Genomic DNA, 17,469 nt, shown 5'->3' on the forward strand with positions numbered 1-17,469 from the left:
CTCAGGTTTCCACGGCGCCGAGGTGCTTGGCGCCAAGCGCGATCGTGCGGTCGAAATGCCCGGCTAGCGTAAGGTCATGGCTGACAAACACCACACTGGTCGCGTGGCGCCCGCACTCGGCAAGTAGCAGGTTGAGGAATGCGTCGCGGGTCGATGTATCCAGCGCGGAAGTGGGCTCGTCGGCCAGCAAGAGCTCGGGGCCGCCGATAAGCGCGCGAGCTGCCGCGACGCGCTGCCGCTGGCCTACGCTGAGCTCGCCGGTGCGGGCGTGAGACCATGCGGATTCACGCAGGCCGAGTGCTGCCAGCAGGCGCGTTGCCTCTGCCACCAGGGCGTCACGTGTGCCGCCGGCGCGGCGTCGACGCGCCATGGACCATGCGCAGCCAAGCAGCACATTTTCCACCGGGCCCAGGAAAGGAAGCAGGTTGAACTGCTGGAATATATAGCCCAGGTGGTTCGCGCGGAAACGGTCGCGGGCGGCGGCGCGCGCCTTGGCGAACGAGTTGCCAAGGAGGATGACATCGCCCGCTGATGGCGCTAGCACACCCGCCAGCAACCCGAGCAACGTGCTCTTGCCACTGCCGCTGGGCCCATGCAGGAAGATGCGTTCGCCAGGCATCACGGCGAGATCATCCATGGCTAGGCAAAGACCCCCGCGCGGCCATGTGTGGCTTAGCGAACGCGTTTGCAGCAACGGCTGCATGGCGGACTCACTCATGGCTCGAGATCGACACCGGTGGCCGGGCCCTGCAAGGTTTGCTGGTTGCTTCCCGATGCCGTGATCGTGCTTACGACGACTTTTTGCACTGCCGGGAACACGACGGCCAGGCGAACATCGAGGTGCGTAAGGGCGTTCACCTTCTTGCAGGTGTAACGGTACTCCGCGTCGAAATCGGCATGGCCGCCTGGCTCGGCAGCACCACCAAAGCCGTGTGGCGTAACCTTCGCCGACGCCAGCGTGCAGCTTGCACCGGGCGCAGGCACCAGCCAGCTTGCACCCTGCAGCGTCGCGGTAGCCCTCTCGACGGCCGCGCGTTCCTGGGATGATCTCGGCGGGTGTTCGAATCCGACGGCATCATGCCCGGGCAAGCTGATCTCGACGTCCACCGCCGGGTCCTGCACCGATACGTTCACGCTGGCTTGTCCGTGGACATGAGGGCCAAGGTGGCGTTCCTCTGCCCCAGCGACGAAGGGAAGGGCGGCGAGAAGGAAAGGAAACACCATTGGCAGCTTCATGAAATAGCCTCGCAATGTTATGTTATAACATAGATTACATCGCACAGCCGTTGGCTTGCCAGCCCTTTTTTGCCTAAGTGCCAAAAGGCATGCTTTTGATGAAAGCGATGACCCCGATGCGCCGCGACGTGCTGCAAATCATTGCGCGTCAACGCACGCCGCTAAGCGCGTACGATGTCCTGGCTCAACTGAAAATTTCACACGCTTCGGCCACCGCGACCGGCGTGTACCGCAGTATCGGCTGGCTGGAAGAACGCAAGTTCGTACGCCGGATTGCGTCGTTGCGGGCTTTTATTGCGTGTTCGCCTGCCGTTGCAGATCAACCCGGACTGCTACTTTGCCGCCACTGCTATGCAGTCTCTTCGTTCGAGCATGCGGCCTTGGGCGAGCTGATTGAGGAGCACGCACGAACGACGGACTTCAACATCGCGTCCGTGATATTTGAGGTATGGGGAACGTGCGCGACCTGTCATGCCCTGCACGGTGACGCCGAGCGGACCTAGCGCTGCATCAGGATTCGTGGAATTTCATAAGCCGACCAGCATTGGCAACCACCATGAAGGCTCCCACATTCTGTAGCACGGCGGCCGCGAGTGCACCATTGCTTGCCCAGCCGCCGCTGACGGCAATGATCACGAGCGCCAGCGTCCAGGCCGCGCTCAGGGCGAGGTTTACCCGCAACGTGCGGCGCGCGCGCCGCGCGAGTCGCACCGATGTCCCAATGCGCGAGAAATCATCGCCCGTGAGCACGATATCCGCCGATGCCAGGGCGATGTCACTTCCGTGCCCACCCATGGCCATGCCGACCAGGCCCGCGCGCAGCGCGAGTGCATCATTGATGCCATCGCCCACGACGAGCGGCTTATCGCCGTCGGCCACCACCGACTGCACGAACGCCAGCTTGTCTGGGGGCAGGGCACCCGCGACGACTTCGGTGATCCCGGCGATACATGCAACACGCTGCGCTTCGGCCTGGCGATCACCGGTGAGTAGCGCCTGACGCCGGAAGCCGAGAGCCTGCATAGCCTCGAGCGTTTCCGTGACGCGCTCGCGTATTTCATCCGCAAGGCACACCCAGCCCAGTAACACGCCCGCTTCGGCCACGGCTGCCACGGGGCCGTCGTGCTCAGGAAGTACCGACAGCGCAATGCCGTTCTGAAGCATCAGCGAATCGCGGCCCATCAGCACGACGCCGCGGTCGCTGGTGGCACGCATGCCGAACCCGGCTTCTTCCTGCACATCAGCGAGGGCGACAGGGTCGTCGTCCAGGTGGGCGATGGCGCGACCCACCGGGTGCGTGCTTGCCGTGCCTAGGGCAGCGGCCACGGCGGTAAAGCGTGCGGTATCCACGCCCACCGCTGTTTGCAGGGCCACGACGCGCAGGCGTCCGGTGGTGACGGTGCCGGTCTTATCCAGGACAAGGGCGTTCGCTTCCGCGAGCCGCTCAAAGACGACGCTGCTCTTGACCAGGATGCCATGCCGCGCCGCAACGCTCACCGCAGCCAGTGCCGTGGATGGTGCCGCCAGCACCATGGCCGATGGGCATGCCGCAACGAGCAGGGCAAGCACGGCGCCGGCACTCTGCGTAGTGAACCACAGCATCATCGCGATCAGCAGGATCAGCACCAGGTAACGTCCGGCATAGCGCTCGAGCAGGCGGGTGATCGGCGGCTTGCTCCGTTCGGCCTCCTGCATGAGCGAGACCACGCGGCCCAGTGCGGATTGCGCCCCCACGCGCGCTATGCGTACCTGCAGCAAGCCATTGAGGTTCAGCGAGCTGCCAAGGATGGTATCGCCAGCGGTGACCTCGACGGGCACTGACTCGCCCGTGAGCGACGCCGTATCCATGCTGGCAGTGCCCGAGAGCACCACGCCATCTGCCGGCACGCGATCGCCGGGACGAAGTTCGATGACATCGCCGACCACCAGTTGCTCCGCGGGCACGGTTTCAACGGTGTCGCCACGGAACCGTCGTGCGGTGCTGGCCGTAAGGGCGGCCAGTGCTTCGACGGCCTCGCGAGTACCAAGCAGCGAGCGGTCCTCCAACATCTGGCCCACGGCGTAACTGGCTACGGCTGCGGCGAACGGCCAGATTGCTGCTTTGCGGCAAGCACCAGTCAAGGCTCTAGCCATGAAGCCTAAGGCAAGGGCGGCCGTAAGGGCGGCCGGGCCGAAGAGCCGGCGGCCGGCGAAGCCGCCCGCCCCGGTGGCCAAACGGAAGCGGCCCGGGTAGCGAGCTGGCCTTACCCTAAAAATACTCGCGGGAATCAGCAGATTGCGCGAGAATGAAGCGGAAGGTAGTCTTGGCGCATGCGACAGGGAGCTGTTATGAAAGGGACCATGGATACGAAATCGGCCCGTCGATGGCTCTGTGTGGCGGTGTGGTCTCAGCGCGTCCTTCTTGCGGCTGTTTTTATGCTTGCTAGCGTTGTTTATGCTTACGAGCCGCCACGCGTGCATCATCCGATATCTGCGCCTAAGGTAGCTGAGTCAACCGGCAAAGCACGGCTACCAAGCGCAGCGACAGTGGGCTTGGCGGTACAACCGGCCCCGGCTATGCCGGCATCGGCTAAGCCTGATATTGATGACAAAGACCACTGGAGCAACGGCGACGTCCTGTCCGCGCTGGGTAGTTTCTACCAGACAATCATCACCATTCTCATTGCGCTGATTGGCGTGCTAGGCAGTCCCGCCTAGGGCATCGCCAAGTTGCAATTCGCTCGACGGCAGACCCTCGTAACATCCACCCCCGCTCCAGCGTATCAGGGCTGCGCGACCTGTAGATTTAGTTGCGTCGACGGAGATACTTGAGCGGTGGAAACGTCAACTCCCAACCACGGTGAGCGGGTACCCGGTGAGTTCTTGGACAAAATTATCACTCGCGCCAAGCACGAGCGAAACGTTGCGATCAATGTCACTCAGAGCTAAGCCAGGCTGGACAACGTAGATCTGAAGATTGAAGCGCCGATGCGGCAAAAGGCGCTTTATCATGCTCAGTAGCTGGAGACCTCCTTTTTCGAATCGAGTTGGCCTACCTCCCCGTCGTGACGAGTCTTCACGCAGCTGAAGGTGATTGATGAGCGCCAGGGGCGCGTCAGCCCATTTCGCGCTTCTCACGGCTTGGGCACAAACAACCTGTACGTCGCTGACTCGCAAGCCAGGCTCGTCTCCTCCGGCATATTTGCAGTGGTACAGCCGGCAAGTGATTTCAAGTTCGTCAAAGAAGAACTCAACGACATCCGCACTCTCGTTGGCATCGTCATCGTCCATGATTACTTGGCTGTCTCCAGTAAGAAGGTGCTCGATCCAAAATCCTTGTATTGAACTTCTCCGCTGGACACCGCCCTTCCATTTCAATTCGACCGTTAGTGGGGTGTCACCCCAGATGAAGGGGACGCCGTGTGTCTTGTCGAACAAGGTCGCCTGCCCATCGGAGCGCTGCAGGTGCACGCCACCCTGCAGCTCACTTCCATCGGCGAAGAGTATGGTACCCACCAGAAGGACGCGTGGGAAAAAGCCTTCAAATTGACCGGTGTCACCCCTGTGCGGATGACGTATGAGGTATTGTTGCGAGACGAGGAGGCCGCCATAGCAATGCTGTGCGAGCGGATGCAGGTGACGCCCGAAAGCGGCAGGTTGCTCGATATTCCGATGATTGAACGTCAGACTGACGGCATCAGCCGGGAGTGGCGGGAGCGCTTCCTGGAAGACAGCCGGACCGATGTCCCCGCCTAACCAGATACCCGTCCGGCATCTTCCGGTGACAGTGATGGACTTGCCCGACGTGGCGAAGTTGTCCTCGCGGGAAGTGGCCCTTGCAGCAGAGCTTGCTTCCCGCATCATCGGTGCCCCGTCCGAGGCCGTAGACAGGATAACTCAGTGGCTGGTGGGTGACCCTGTTTGTACGGGAAGCACAGGACCCGTGTCGGCCGACGAGCTCGCCCACGAGCTTTCGTCCTGGATGGCGCCCTTAGTGACCAGAACGAGGGAATCGGGCCGCACTCTCCGGGAAACAGACGTCCTCAACCAAACGCCGCTTCCAACCGTCGGTGAGGTCCAGGCCGGGGGCGCGGTTGCCTTCAATCGTCTTTTACGGGTCCTGCATCACGCAGTGACCGGAACAAGTGAGGGGTTCCGCAAGGGAAGGTCGCCTCGGCACCAGACAGAGCGGGCAACGCAGTCCGTTACCCCCCACCCGACACGATTGCAGGCCATCTGCAGAGAATTGCCGAACACTGGTCCACGTGGGTTGATGCATATCCGGGCATTGCTGCCGTTGTCGCCATGACCGCCTTGATGAACCTGCATCCGTTTTCCGATGGCAACGGGCGGGTAGGACGGCTGGTGTTCCACTGGACGCTCAACCGCACTCGCAAGGCACCCGCCCTGCTGCCGCTTTCAGAACTCTCGGACCTTTCCCGTTGCGGGTACCTCATCCGGCTGCGCCAGGCGCAGTATCACGGCGAGTGGGAGCCCCTGCTCGCTTATCTGGTACTGGTCGCGCAACGGTTCCTGGATGGTCGGTCCGTTGAGCGTTGGGGTGCGTCGTGACGTCGAGACCACCTATCCCCAGAAGCCAGAAAATCATGGCTGCCATTTTTGTTTTCGCCGGACTCGCCCGGGTGGCCACGGACCCCCGGCCCAGCAGCTGCTTGTTTTTGTGTGGGGCGCTCTTGTTGGCATGGTACGACCTGTCGTTCCTGCGGCCTTCCGTACGCATGAAACTGACAGAAATCTATAAGGGCTACAGGGCCAATCGCTGGCCTGCCCACCGGCTCGGCCGGCTGGTCAATGTCACAGCCTTTGTGTGCATGGTCGGCTCGTTCATCCTTCAGTTCCAGGGCAGGTCGGCCCGCCGCTTTCGCTGTGACGTGGGAGCCGCACGGGCACCCTTCGGGCGCAGCAGGAGTCCTCGCCCGGCAACCGCACAGCGGTTTCCAGATGCGGACCTCGATTGGCAAAGGCCCAATCCAAAAGCAGGTTGCTTGAGGGAGGATGGGTTGTGCGTTACGCCGGTCCGACTTTGACCGGTGGGAGGCTTGGGAATGGGAGGAACTCCCGGTGTCCCCCCCTCCGCCGTCTGGAAAAGGAGGCTCGCGCGGCAACTTGCCGCCCCGGGTGGTCGGGTGGAAAGGCCACCGGGGGATTGACGGGGCGAGAGGAAGACGGAGGATGAGTCTTTGGCGGCTCGTCCTATGTCCAACTTCGACACTGCTGTCAGTGGTCTTGCTCTTGGGGCTGTCCTCACCGCGCAATGAATCGAGGGGTTTCCCGGATGCCGTACGTGAAAAAAATCAGCATCGACCAACTGGACGGCATGACGTACACACCGGCGTGTGACGTTGTGGAGGTCACACTCGCATCACTGCGAGCCACTCTTGGACGGCTGGACGGGAAGGTCCATACCATGGCTGTGCTCGGAGGTGTGGGAGAAGACTGGCCGAAGCTGACCATTGGTGGAGGGGGCGGGACGTACATCGTCATGTACACCCGTAACGGCCCAGACGCTGGTTGGTGGGACTTGGTGAGCGATGGCAAACCTGATGCAACCCGGTCGCTTGTCGTCGGCGGCCAGGAGGGCGACTATCCGTTGAATCTGCTAAACGGAAGCGACGCCACGTTTCGGGCTGCCGCGCATTTCTTTGAGACCGGGGAGATGAGCGCAGGTCTTACGTGGCAGAAGGGATGACGCGGTGGGCCTGAAGCCTGTTCGTCAGCGATTTGGCCGGTAGGCATTTGGTCCCGCACCGGTGGAGCGCGACATGAATGACGACGCGAGAATGAGCGAAAAAGGCGTGGCTGACCCAAGGCAAAGCTCCCTCCAGCCCTGTCGGCGGTCTACGCGACCAGCCAGACAGGGGCCCGGCATAAACGTCCCCAAACGGTAGACAAAAACGGACATTCGATATGAGAGAAATTTTTTCCATCGACGTGTCCCATCGACAACTTGCCGTCTTTTCTCCAGACCTCGAAAATCCGTTCAATGTCTGGACAGACGAGGCCTTCCGGGTCGGCTACTCATGGCGACCCGAGAGTTGTTCCTTTGCCTCGGATGAGGATGGGGCCCATCAGGTCGATGTCATCGTGGATGACGCCTTTCCAGAGCCGGCACAGGACGCTGTCCGGTCTATCGAAGTCTTGCTTGACATCAGCAGCATTGCGGAGCTTGAAGTTGCCAGTATTTCCGAGTCCCGGGTACTTCCGCTTCGTGCGGGGCGGTACCGGGTAAGGTCCGAATACATACCGGCCGCCACCGTGGCGCTCCCCCGATTCGTCCTTGCCTTGGCGCCGCTGCTCAAACCTGCGCACTGACTTCGCGCAGGCGCCATCACCAACTGCCGGCTGTGCTCACCGACTGCTAACCCGGGCCTACCCTCGCCGTCACGTCTCCAGGCGCCCCATGAAGGCCCAGTCAGTGGAGAACGACCATGAGCGACGAAGCCAGAATGAGCGAAACAGGCGTGGTTTACCCAGGCAAAGCACCCGGCAGTCCTGCCGGCGGTCAACCCAACCAGCCCGACCGGGACCCGGCGCAGATACCCCCGGGCTCGGGTGGCGGCCCGGAAGAGGGTGACCCGGACCAAGTCGGCCGGCAGGACCCGGACGAGGGGCTTGACCGCTAAAGCCACGTCGGCCGCCGGCGGGAAGCTGGCGGCCCCTGTTAAACGTGAAGCGGACCAGCGAAAATTCCAATCGGCCTCGGCTAGATCGATGGTGTACGATTGTACGATGCCAAGGCCGACCTGTAGCTACACCATCGAGGCGATGCCGGACGGGCACTATCGTGGGCGTTTTGAAGCATTCGACGCCTCAGGCCGGGAGGTCGCCATCGGCACTGACTCCAGCTCCCATCCCACCCAGCAACAGGCGTGGACGAGCGTTCGGGCAATGGCCCAAGCCGTAGTAGCTGGGCTCGGCTAGTTTCGCAAGGGGGCTTTGAGCTCCGGGGTAAACAGCCGCCATTTTCCGTCCTCGCCCTCGATGCTGAGATATGCTCCACCCTCGGTGCTGTCGAGCCGCGCGGCGAGTTTCGCGGCGAAGGTCACAGCAGCATGGCGGCCGTCAAAGCTGTGGCAACGGCCATCTGGCTGGTTCACATGCCAAGTGTCGCCCGGCGGGTGCAAGGGGATGTCGAAGACAAGCATCGGGGGGAGGGAGTAACCGGGGTGGAGCCACCCTACCTGTCATTGCCCGAAATTGGGTCAAGGCCGTCAACACGATTGTGAAGGCGAACCCATACTAGGATGCGCCGAATGGGGGAGGGCATTGATGGTTGTGACATGGCAACGAAGGGTCTGGGCAGCAAGCCTGGCGGGCTGGGGTGTTGGCATCATGTGTCTTGCACCGACTCGCCGGCACGCACTCGCCATGGGCGCTTTTTTGCTAATCGGCTGGCTGGAGGCTTTCGTGCCTCGCGCACCAATTTTCCAATCCTTCGGCAAGACTGTGGCGGGTTACCGAAATGGCACATACCCGCCGCCGACTGTGCGAGACACGCTTGTGGCCATGGGCAGCTTTGCCTTGATGGTGGCAGCCATCGTCATGCCGGATTGAAGCAGCGAAGCCTGTCCAGGTCGGTCGGTCGTCTGCTGACAGTTGGAATGGGACCTGATTGGCACTCCGCCCAATTACGGCCGGTGTTTCCTTGACGACCCGATATCCACATCCTTCGCTCCGTGTTGATGGACGGTTCGTCATTTTCGTCAATTCAACCCCGGAGAGCCGACATGCCCTTTATCACCACGCAATCCTCAACCCAGCCGACGGAGCTCTTTTACGAGGAAGTTGGCCACGGGCGACCCGTCGTCTTCATCCATGGCTGGCCGTTGAGCTCGGCCATGTGGGAGTACCAGATGGGGGCCGTAGCGGAGGCAGGGTTCCGGGCCATTGCGTATGACCGCCGTGGCTTTGGCCGGTCCGACCATCCCTCGACCGGGTATGACTACGACACGTTCGCTGACGACCTCAACAGCATTCTTGAAGAGCTCGACCTCCGCAATGTGACCCTTGTGGGGTTTTCGATGGGAGGCGGTGAAGTCGCGCGGTTCATGAGCCGCCATGGTGCCGACCGCATCGCCAGCGTGGTCTTTGCGTCGGCCGTCACCCCGTACCTTTTGAGGAGTGACAACAATCCGGACGGGGTGGACGCGGATGTTTTCAAGGAGATGAAGGACAAACTGCGGGAAGAACGCCCGGCATTTCTCGACGCCTTCGGCAAGCAGTTTTTCGGTCAGGGCATGCTTTCGCACCCTGTCAGCCAGGCGACCCTGGATTCCAGTCTGATGGTCGCCATGCAGGCATCGAAGAACGGCACCCTCGACTGCGTCGACGCCTTCAGCAAGACGGACTTCCGTCAGGACGTCGCGTCCATCCGTGTGCCGACCCTCATCATCCATGGTGATTCGGACAAGGTCGTGCCGGTGGAATCGAGCGGTCGGCGTTTGGCCAAGGAGATTCCGGGCGCGGTCTACAAAGAATATGACGGCGCGCCGCATGCGCTGGTCATTACCCACAAGGACGACTTCAACCGCGACCTCATCGGGTTCCTGCGGGGCGACGTTCATCCGGCTGTCTGATTACCTCGTATGGGCCCCAGTCAACGACGGAGGCAGGCTCGTCGCAACGGCACGCCAAGGTGGGCCGGAAAGCGGGCCAGACCGGCCCATGGCAGCCGAGCAATGGTGGGTGGGAACGTTTCCAGATGGGCGGTTTGGGCACTCCCGAGCTGCTCTTGCCCCGAGCGAGGCGCGGGCCCGGCGGCTCATCGAGTTGGGCATCACTCGCGAACCATTGTGATGCCCCCGCGCGCACGGTCACGGCGCATCAAGGGCTACCGTCCAGAGCGCCGAAGGCACCGGATGAGCGTTCGTGAGCACTAGCGGTGACCGATGACGGATTGCCTTGTGCTTCCCGGATGCGCGCCGCGACTAAACCTTCCTCTTTGGCAGGGCATCGAACACCGTTCAAACACTACGCGGGCCTCGACATCACAATGGACATCGAACGCAGGCTGCTCCAGCTCGAACGGAAGAACCGCCGTCTCACCTGGTTGTGCATCGCCCTCTTTGCCAGTTCCGTGACACTAAGTACGGGGTTTGCGCTGGCGGGACCCTCAAGCAGGCTTCCGGATATCCTTCACGTGCGTGGACTCGTTGTCGATGATGCACAGGGCCAGGCCCGGATTGTGATGGGCGCGCCATTCCCGGATGTCCCCAATCGCATCCGGCATGATGCCGGCTCTGTTGCCATGCTTTTTCTCGACGAGCAGGGGCATGACCGCTTGACGGTTGGCCAGTCCTTTACGCCTCAGATTGAGGGGAAGGTGCCCGCCAATTTCCACCGCATCGGTGATTCGGTTGGCGTCATCATCCACAACACGGTCGGCGACGAACGGGGTGGCATGGCTTGGCTGAGCAACGGGCGTGGCGCCATCTCGTTCGATTATCCCGACCGGGATGCCATCGGCATGTTTGTAGACGACAAGAACCGGTCAGCCACATTTCTCCTTGAATATGCCGACGCGGCCATTGGGGACGTGAGCCTGTTTGAGATGACGGCCAAGGGGAGAGGCGGGCGCTTTACCTTGTTCGACCCGGCGGGAAAACCAAAAACGACATGGGATGTCGCCGAGGGCGCGTTGTCGAGCCCACCATCCCGATGACAATTGGAACCACAAGTGCTGCCTTCGGCGGGTCAGTGCTATGCAACCGGTTCCCGCATCCCCGCCGTCGACCTTGATGGGGGAACAGTGATTCGCCGGGGTGGGCATTCGTCGCCATCCCCTTCCGACGGTCGCAAGCCGTCTTCCACCATTTTTTGTCCGAGAGGTGGCCAAGGTGGCTCTAGTCCGCCGGTGCCGCTGCCTCCTTTTTGCGCGTTTCGAGGGATGACACATGAGGGCGAACGGCAATGCCCTCCGGTCAGGCCGCGAGACGGGGACCTGCCACACTCTGCCGCCTGACCCTTGTCTGGACCCCTCCCAGCCGCCCCGGCGGCCGTAGCTTTGCCACCTAGGACGGGGCGACCTTTGCCCTCGTCCGGCAAATGGCCGGTCGACTGTGGCGGGCTGGGGTCTTCCCTGATAAGCAGTCTTACGATTCCCGCGATGCACTCGCAGGAAGTGAGGCGAGGGTCCGGTGGCTCATCGAACGATAGGCCCGGCATCACTGGCGGGCCATTTGGGTGGCTCCCGGCGGCACCGTCATGCCGCACAAGGAGCTGACTCCCAGAAAGCCCAAGGGGGGGAGGACCGGTCCTAGGCGTGTCCGATGAACGAGGTGGCATCATCGAGGGCGTCAGAGATGGCTAAGACGGCCGGCCGATAGTCGGGTCCGAATGGTGCCCTCGGGACCGAGGGCATCAATCAGGGTGATGGCGCACGACTCTAGCTCGGGGAACCGGAGGAGGACGGCGAGACTGGTAAGCCGTTGTGCGCGCAGACGGCGCCCGTGAGGTCATGGGCAAGAAGGGCGTCCCGAAGGCCCTGGCCTTCGCGAAACAGCCTCTCTACGTTGAATTGGATGTTTCGAGTTGAGACTCATGCTCCTTGCCGACGAAACGTTCAGTTCAGGGCAGGCATCAGTGATCCAGCGACCCTCGGCACATCTACGTTGAAATCCAAGGCGGCGACTGCGAACGCCATTCCGATGACTGCAAAAATGAGTGCCAGTATGGCCGTTGTCGCCTGCAGGGTGGCTGATTTGACCAGCACCCTCCCAAGGAGGGAAAGTCTCTGTGGCCTCTTCCGCCGCCGTGATAGCCAGCGGGTCATGAAGCGCACATGGGGAGGCATGGGAGCAAGGAATTCCTCGCGGACCTGTGCTTCCATCTCTGGGTCAGGGAGGTCTGCGAGGAACGACACCCTCAATGCATCCCCCTCTACACCCGGCAACTCGGATTCCATGCGTACCAGCACCTGCATCGCCACAGTGACCACTGACGCCAGCAGCCGGCTAATGACACCCAGTGCGACGCTGGTCAGGAGAAAGTAGAACGACCACTTGAAGCCTGACACGCCCAGAACCGGCAACAGCTTGTCGGCGCTAGCGACCATGAGGGCGGCGGTGGCGCCGACGCCTGTGGTCAGCCATTTGGCAAACTCATCGATGCCTTGGGGCATGACTGAAACCATAGTCCGGTAGCCAATATCGAAGGCCTTGTTCTTGACGTCGTTCTGCTCGTCCATCTTCAATCCTCCCCCCCAAGGCTGATGGACAGATGATATCCTTAACGAAGTCCCGTCATGGGTACTCTTGATTGCAACCCCCTGTCTGGCCTGAAGTTGTTGGCGGACAAGGGTTCCGGAGCAGGGAGAAGGTGTTCCCTTCATCTCCTCCTTGGCCGCGCTGATGCCCTCCCCGCGGGCACCGGACTACGCCGCGAGCAGGGGCAGCTCGCCCAACCGCTCGCTCGCCAGGGAAGGAAAGGCCTGCGGTAAGGGCGGCAGGATGCCCAGCTGGCAACGCCCATCCAGCAACGGCTCGTAGGCCGCGCCCAGTGCCTCGACGAAGATCTTCAGCGGGGTCAGGGGAAACGTCGCGGCGAACGCGCGGGCCTGGGTACTGACGACGTCGGTGGGGAAGAAGACGTCGATCACCACGGCCAGTTCCGGTTCCACCCCGGCGGTCATGAGCCGGGCCCGGGCCTTGAGCGTGTCGAGCCCGGCGAGGATGTGGCGTGCGTCGGCCAGCAAAAGGGCGCCTTGCGCGGTCAGCAGGGCAGGCGCCCGGTGCGCTCGAAACAGGCGCACGCCCAGCTGATGCGACCGTTGAACGCGAAGCCATTCATGGCTTCGCTGTCCGGCGCGAGTTATTGCTGCGGCCGTCAAAATCTTGACGATTGCGTGATCCATTTGGCATTTTGGCACGCATTAATGTGCGAGCTTGACGGCTTGGGAAGATGCATGGAGCACATCATCAATGGAGCTTTTCCGACAAGAAGCGCTGGAGGCACGTTCGGTGCCCGCGCTCGGGACAGTGCAGATCGCCAGTCCCCCTCGGAATACGGTGTGGGTGGCGCTCGCAATGGCCGTAAGCGGCGCGCTATTGATCTGGTTGGTCTTCGGTCACTACACGCGTCGAATCCACGCCTCCGGCACGCTGGTGCCTGCCGCGGGCTTGATAGAAATAAACGCTCGGTTGACCGGAACCCTGTCTACCCTCTCCGTGGTCGAAGGACAACGAGTAAAACGCGGGGACGTCCTTGGGACCATCATCGCTGAGCGGCGGAGTGAGGCAGGCGAGGAGGTCGCGGCGCTGATTTCTGCCGGCGTCCGCCGCCAGAAGCAAGAGCTACGAACGGCGATTCGTAATGGCGAGCTCGTCGATGCAACGGCGCTTGCCGATCTAAAGCAAAACTTGGCGATTGCATTGAGCCAACGCCAGCGAGTGGTTGAACAGGTGGCCCTGGCTGAGCGTCAGGCCAGCGCTAGCCAGGAACTTCTCGACAAGATAGAGCCCCTTCGCGCAAAGGGCTATGTATCCGCCTTCCAGTTTCAGCAGCAGAACGCACAGGCGATCGATGCCCAGAATCAGCTGAAGGTGTTAAGCCGCCAGCGGTCGGACATCGATCAACAAATAGCAAACTTGCGGACGCAGATTGATCAGCACCCGTTGAAGGCAGAAGCCCGACGAGGCGATCTTGAGCGCCAATTGTCACAAATGGACCAGCAACTGCTGGAAAACGAAGCTGGACGTGCCGTTACGGTCATTACACCTGTCGACGGGACCATAACATCCATATTAATAAAACCTGCTCAATCGGTGCAGGCAGGCCAGTCCGTCCTTGCGATTATGCCGGAGCAGGGCGACTTGCAGGCCCAGATGTTGGTACCAAGCGATGTCGTCGGATTCGTACGCAGTGGGGCTTTCGTTGCGCTTCACTATAAAGCCTTTCCGTATCAAAAGTTCGGCGTCGAGCATGGAGCTGTGGCTCAGATATCACGCAGCGCCTTAACGCCCGCGGAGATCGGCGTCTTGCGTGGAGAAGCGCCAGTCGACGAGCCGATGTACCGGGTGGACGTCAATTTGCGCGCGCAATCGGTGGTTGCCTACAACCGCCCCGAACCGCTGCGTCCGGGAATGGCTGTGGAAGCTGACATCCTTCTGGAGAAGCGCCGCGTGATCGAGTGGGTTTTCGAGCCCCTGTACGGGCTCGCCCATCGTTTTGACGAGTCGGAGCCGGCACGATGAGTGAATTCATTGAACGCCTGAACTTTGGCTTATCGTCCAGGCTTCCCGTTATCCGTCAGTCTGAGGTCGCCGAGTGCGGCATGGTTTGCCTCGCAATGGTCGCGGCTTACCATGGACAGCATCATAGCTTGGCGGCTTTGCGTCAGAGATTCGCTCTTTCAGTAAAGGGAACGGACCTCGCACAGCTCATTGCCATGGCAGATGGGCTAGGTTTCGCCGCGCGCCCGGTGCGGCTCGAGGTTGACGAACTCGCCGCCTTGCGCGTTCCCTGCATCCTGCACTGGGACATGGATCACTTCGTGGTGCTGAAGGCAGTGCGCGGGCAGCGGATTACGGTTCACGACCCAGCCGTCGGCGCGGTCACCATGAGCCTGCGTGACTTCAGCGCACATTTCACTGGCGTGGCATTGGAACTTCTGCGCGGTGCAACGTTCGCACGGCAGGCCAAGCCGCCGCCGGTCTCACTCCACGCGCTGGCCGGATCGGTCCGAGGGCTCTGGAAAGGGTTGGGCCAAATTCTCGCGCTGGCTTTAGTCTTGGAGTTGGCTGCCCTGCTGGCACCGCAGTACCTGCAAATTGTCGTGGATCAGGTTCTGGCCGACGACGACCACGATCTCTTGGCCTTTCTGGGCTACAGCTTTGCCGGCTTGCTTGTCGTGCAGACACTAGTTTCGGCGTTGCGCTCGTGGACGGTCGTCTGGCTAAGCACGTCTTTCAATTTGGGATGGACCGGCAACGTCTTTCAGCACCTGCTCAAGTTGCCCCAAGACTACTTTCTCAAGCGCCACCTGGGCGATATCGTTTCCCGTTTCGGCGCTGTTTCGGCGATCCAGCAAACCTTGACGACGCGTTTCATCGAGGTGCTGATCGACGGCACGATGGCAGCGCTCACGCTAGTGCTGCTCTTCGTGTACAGCATCCCACTGGCCATGATCGCGTTTTGTAGCGTCGTGGTCTATGCGGCGCTTCGCCTTTTGTACTTCCGTACATTCCGAGAAGCAAAACTCAATCTCATCATGGTCAACGCGAAACAGCAAACGACTTTGATGGAGTCAATACGCGGCTCGCAGGCCATCCGTCTTCAGAATGGTGTCGCCCGCCAGACCGGCAGGTTCTTGAACGCCACGGCGGACGCGTTAAACACCTCGGTCACAGTCCAGCGCCTTACGCTCATCTTCCAAGGCCTTGGCGGCTTGTCCTCAGGTGCGCAACGCATCGCCATTCTCTGGCTAGGCGCATCGCTGGCGCTCAAGGGCGAGATGAGCGCCGGTATGCTCATGGCTTTCGTTGCCTATGCGGACCAGTTCTCGGCTAGGGCATCCAGCATGATCGACTACGGGATCGAGCTTAGGATGCTTCGGCTTCAGGCTGAACGACTGGCCGATATCGTTCTGACACCCCAGGAGACCAGTGTTCAAGGTACGCACTCCCACCCATCCCTGGAACCATCACTCACCTTCAAGAATGTTGCATTCCGGTATGGCGCCGGCGAGCCATGGGTGTTGGAGCAGTGCAATTTCGAAGTGCATCCTGGCGAGTGTGTGGCTATCGTGGGCGCATCTGGTGCGGGCAAGAGCACGCTTTTGCGGCTCATGGTTGGCCTCCTTGATCCTTTGGTTGGCGAGATCCATGTCGGTGGCATGGACCTGCGTAAGGTCGGCAAATCGCATTATCGGGCCATCGCGCGTACGGTGATGCAAGACGATCACCTATTTGCGGGATCCATTTCGGAGAACATTGCTTTTTTCGCTGAGGAAGCGACCCCTGAGCGAGTCGAGCGAGCTGCACGACTTGCCGCGCTTCACGAGGACATTCTTGCGATGCCAATGGGTTACCACACGCTTGTCGGCGACATGGGCTCTTCACTCTCCGGCGGGCAGCAGCAGCGCCTGTTATTGGCGCGAGCCCTCTACGCCGAGCCGAAGATTCTGGTGCTCGACGAGGCGACCAGCCATCTGGATCTGCCTCGTGAGAGAGCCATTGCCGAAATGCTGTCGCAGTTGAAGATCACACGTGTCGTCGTGGCCCACCGTGCGGAAACAGTCGCTGCTGCGGACAGGGTTCTGGTGTTGTCAAGCGGTCGACTAACGGAGGCCAGGCGACAGTGGTCCTCGCCACCGGGTGAGGTCCTTCAACAAACTGAGAAGGAAGAAAGCAATGCGCGAGTTACAGTTGCGTGAGCTGGCGGCCGTTTGTGGTGGCCGGAGGATGGAGCGTGTCAACGGCAGCCTGCGGCCAATGGAGCTTGACCCTGGCAATGACGGAGGCACGGTCGATCTGCCGCCCATTACCGTTACAGCGCCCTCGGGTGGTGGGTGGAGTTTCCCGAGCGGCGGAGGCGGCAGCAGCGGTGGCGGCAGCGGTGGCGGAGGCACGTGGCCCGGTGGCGGGAGTGGTGGCGCGAGCTCTAGCGGGGGCAACGCCGATCCTAACGGTATTCACTTTCATTTCCAGGATGGCTTGGGCACGGTGTCTGCGTCGCCTATTTTTAACAACACAGCCCACGTGACCGGCGCGAAGTTTGGGTTGGACTCATACGGAAACAATGGCGCCCTCTCGTTCCAAAATGGCGGCGCCACGCTCATGGACACGTATCAGATGGGCAATGGCGCGACCATCTCAGGTACGCTGGCGTACCTAAATGGCAACTACACGGAAACACTGTCCGGATCGGCACAGCTTTCCGACATGAAGATTGATGCTTCGTTCAATAGCGCAAACTTCGGCCAGGTTCACCTTAACTACCAGGCCTCGCCGGGTGTAGCCTTGGGCATTGATATCGATACCAATAACTTGGTCAAGGGGCATGCCGTCACGACACTTTACGACTCTGGCGGCTGGAAGGTGCAGGCTCGTTCTGATATCGGTGGCGGTAGCTGGGGACCGACTGACCAAGCTTCCATCATGGTGACGCATTCAGGCCCGCAGCCGCAGTATTTCAGTTTTGCGGTTGGCAAGAGCCAGGATCGAGGGATCTACTTCGAAGGCGGGGTCAACATTCCGTTCGATTGATGTGCGAGGCGCGCAGCGATGCTGCGCGCCT

General features: G+C 61.3%; 18 protein-coding genes and 1 pseudogene. 13 read left to right on the plus strand and 6 right to left on the minus strand.

Annotation, left to right across the window (positions count from 1 at the left end; translation table 11 throughout):
- Position 1: 1 nt before the first annotated feature.
- Both VI08_RS09475 and VI08_RS09480 read right to left on the minus strand, forming a co-directional pair.
- Positions 2-637, minus strand: a complete 636-nt coding sequence (locus tag VI08_RS09475) for an ATP-binding cassette domain-containing protein (protein WP_198148903.1) — start codon at positions 635-637, stop codon at positions 2-4.
- Positions 638-714: 77 nt separating this feature from the next.
- Positions 715-1,236, minus strand: a complete 522-nt coding sequence (locus VI08_RS09480; protein WP_084621406.1) for a ZrgA family zinc uptake protein — start codon at positions 1,234-1,236, stop codon at positions 715-717.
- A gap of 98 nt (positions 1,237-1,334) precedes the next feature.
- Between VI08_RS09480 and VI08_RS09485 the strand changes: the two genes are divergently transcribed.
- Positions 1,335-1,739 carry a Fur family transcriptional regulator gene (locus VI08_RS09485; RefSeq protein ID WP_052697798.1) on the plus strand — a complete coding sequence of 135 codons (405 nt, stop codon included), beginning with the start codon at positions 1,335-1,337 and terminating at the stop codon, positions 1,737-1,739.
- Between the two features lie 7 nt (positions 1,740-1,746).
- On the opposite strand, the gene VI08_RS09490 is transcribed toward VI08_RS09485, so the two are convergent.
- Positions 1,747-3,696, minus strand: a complete 1,950-nt coding sequence (locus VI08_RS09490; protein WP_332308629.1) for a heavy metal translocating P-type ATPase — start codon at positions 3,694-3,696, stop codon at positions 1,747-1,749.
- On the opposite strand from VI08_RS09490, the gene VI08_RS22040 reads away from it, so the two are divergent.
- The 6 genes and pseudogenes from VI08_RS22040 (at position 3,577) to comJ (ending at position 7,548) form a co-directional block, all read left to right on the plus strand.
- Entirely contained in the window at positions 3,577-3,933 is a 357-nt protein-coding gene (locus tag VI08_RS22040) for a hypothetical protein (RefSeq protein WP_198148905.1), read from the plus strand. The two genes, VI08_RS09490 and VI08_RS22040, sit on opposite strands and share 120 nt — an antisense overlap.
- 372 nt (positions 3,934-4,305) lie before the next feature.
- Positions 4,306-4,560: a hypothetical protein gene (locus VI08_RS21280; RefSeq protein WP_084621409.1), complete on the plus strand. Its 255-nt coding sequence runs from the start codon at positions 4,306-4,308 to the stop codon at positions 4,558-4,560.
- 75 nt (positions 4,561-4,635) lie between these two features.
- Positions 4,636-4,971: a Stf0 family sulfotransferase gene (locus VI08_RS09500; protein ID WP_084621410.1), complete on the plus strand. Its 336-nt coding sequence runs from the start codon at positions 4,636-4,638 to the stop codon at positions 4,969-4,971.
- Between the two features lie 453 nt (positions 4,972-5,424).
- Positions 5,425-5,787: pseudogene (locus VI08_RS09505) on the plus strand (Fic family protein); the annotation flags it as partial.
- 724 nt (positions 5,788-6,511) lie between these two features.
- Positions 6,512-6,925, plus strand: coding sequence for an Imm1 family immunity protein (locus tag VI08_RS09510; RefSeq protein WP_052697800.1), 414 nt, complete (start codon positions 6,512-6,514; stop codon positions 6,923-6,925).
- Positions 6,926-7,143: 218 nt separating this feature from the next.
- Positions 7,144-7,548, plus strand: coding sequence for a competence protein ComJ (gene comJ, locus VI08_RS09515; protein WP_045829333.1), 405 nt, complete (start codon positions 7,144-7,146; stop codon positions 7,546-7,548).
- Positions 7,549-8,153: 605 nt separating this feature from the next.
- On the opposite strand, the gene VI08_RS09520 is transcribed toward comJ, so the two are convergent.
- Positions 8,154-8,381, minus strand: coding sequence for a DUF2188 domain-containing protein (locus tag VI08_RS09520; RefSeq protein ID WP_045829334.1), 228 nt, complete (start codon positions 8,379-8,381; stop codon positions 8,154-8,156).
- A gap of 223 nt (positions 8,382-8,604) precedes the next feature.
- Here VI08_RS09520 and VI08_RS22045 point away from each other — a divergent pair, with 223 nt between their 5' ends.
- The 3 genes from VI08_RS22045 to VI08_RS20820 all read left to right on the plus strand — a co-directional run bounded on the left by VI08_RS22045 (position 8,605) and on the right by VI08_RS20820 (position 10,897).
- Positions 8,605-8,790, plus strand: coding sequence for a hypothetical protein (locus tag VI08_RS22045; RefSeq protein ID WP_045829335.1), 186 nt, complete (start codon positions 8,605-8,607; stop codon positions 8,788-8,790).
- A 173-nt stretch (positions 8,791-8,963) separates the two neighbouring features.
- Complete coding sequence (locus VI08_RS09530) at positions 8,964-9,812, plus strand: alpha/beta fold hydrolase (protein ID WP_045829336.1); 849 nt, start codon at positions 8,964-8,966, stop codon at positions 9,810-9,812.
- Between the two features lie 416 nt (positions 9,813-10,228).
- The gene (locus VI08_RS20820; protein ID WP_052697801.1) at positions 10,229-10,897 is read left to right on the plus strand and encodes a hypothetical protein; all 669 of its coding nucleotides are present in this window, start codon (positions 10,229-10,231) and stop codon (positions 10,895-10,897) included.
- A 900-nt stretch (positions 10,898-11,797) separates the two neighbouring features.
- On the opposite strand, the gene VI08_RS09540 is transcribed toward VI08_RS20820, so the two are convergent.
- Both VI08_RS09540 and VI08_RS09545 read right to left on the minus strand, forming a co-directional pair.
- Positions 11,798-12,421: a hypothetical protein gene (locus VI08_RS09540; protein ID WP_157006555.1), complete on the minus strand. Its 624-nt coding sequence runs from the start codon at positions 12,419-12,421 to the stop codon at positions 11,798-11,800.
- A gap of 186 nt (positions 12,422-12,607) precedes the next feature.
- The gene (locus VI08_RS09545) at positions 12,608-13,087 is read right to left on the minus strand and encodes a hypothetical protein (RefSeq protein ID WP_198148906.1); all 480 of its coding nucleotides are present in this window, start codon (positions 13,085-13,087) and stop codon (positions 12,608-12,610) included.
- A gap of 67 nt (positions 13,088-13,154) precedes the next feature.
- Between VI08_RS09545 and VI08_RS09550 the strand changes: the two genes are divergently transcribed.
- From VI08_RS09550 to VI08_RS21725, 3 genes are read left to right on the plus strand one after another with little or no spacing between them, the layout of a single operon-like run.
- Complete coding sequence (locus VI08_RS09550; RefSeq protein ID WP_045829339.1) at positions 13,155-14,426, plus strand: HlyD family secretion protein; 1,272 nt, start codon at positions 13,155-13,157, stop codon at positions 14,424-14,426.
- Positions 14,423-16,606, plus strand: coding sequence for a peptidase domain-containing ABC transporter (locus tag VI08_RS09555; protein ID WP_045829340.1), 2,184 nt, complete (start codon positions 14,423-14,425; stop codon positions 16,604-16,606). Before VI08_RS09550 ends, VI08_RS09555 begins: the two co-directional genes overlap by 4 nt.
- Positions 16,584-17,438, plus strand: coding sequence for a hypothetical protein (locus VI08_RS21725; RefSeq protein WP_157006558.1), 855 nt, complete (start codon positions 16,584-16,586; stop codon positions 17,436-17,438). The genes VI08_RS09555 and VI08_RS21725 overlap by 23 nt, the downstream gene beginning before the upstream one ends.
- The last annotated feature ends 31 nt before the right edge of the window (positions 17,439-17,469 follow it).

The sequence above is a fragment of the Luteibacter yeojuensis genome (assembly GCF_000964085.1).
Lineage (GTDB): Bacteria > Pseudomonadota > Gammaproteobacteria > Xanthomonadales > Rhodanobacteraceae > Luteibacter > Luteibacter yeojuensis_A.